At 68.5% G+C, this 419-nt stretch carries 1 protein-coding gene; it reads right to left on the bottom strand.

The features are described from left to right. Positions 1-322, bottom strand: a 322-nt coding sequence (fdxA, locus tag IEZ21_RS38710) for a ferredoxin (protein ID WP_189326515.1), incomplete at its 3' end; no start/stop codon positions are given. Positions 323-419 lie beyond the last annotated feature (97 nt).

A 419-nucleotide genomic window follows, 5' to 3' on the forward strand; every position in this document is an offset into this window, starting at 1 on the left:
AGCCCGGTTCGCTCACCGGTGCCGCGGCCACCACGGGGTGGTCCGCGGCCAGCGGCGGGACACTGCTCGCGCCGCCCGGGGCACCCAGCGGAATGAAGACCTCCTGGTCGGCGGTCCGGTACTCCGACCACTCCGCGGGCAGAGCGTCCTCGTAGAAGATGGCTTCGACGGGGCAGACGGGCTCGCAGGCGCCGCAGTCGACGCATTCGTCGGGGTTGATGTACATCTTGCGGGGGCCTTCGTAGATGCAGTCGACGGGGCATTCGTCGATGCAGGCCTTGTCCTTGGTGTCGACGCAGGGCTGGGCGATGACGAAGGTCATGAGGGACGCTCCACGGTCCAGGTGTCGCTGCCGGTGATGAGGGCGGTCAGGTCGCCCTTCCCGTTCTGCTCGATGGCCGTGTCCAGCTGGTCCGACA

Origin of the sequence: Streptomyces flaveus (genome assembly GCF_014647675.1) — a bacterium.
In the GTDB taxonomy this organism is placed as follows: Bacteria; Actinomycetota; Actinomycetes; order Streptomycetales; family Streptomycetaceae; genus Streptomyces; species Streptomyces flaveus.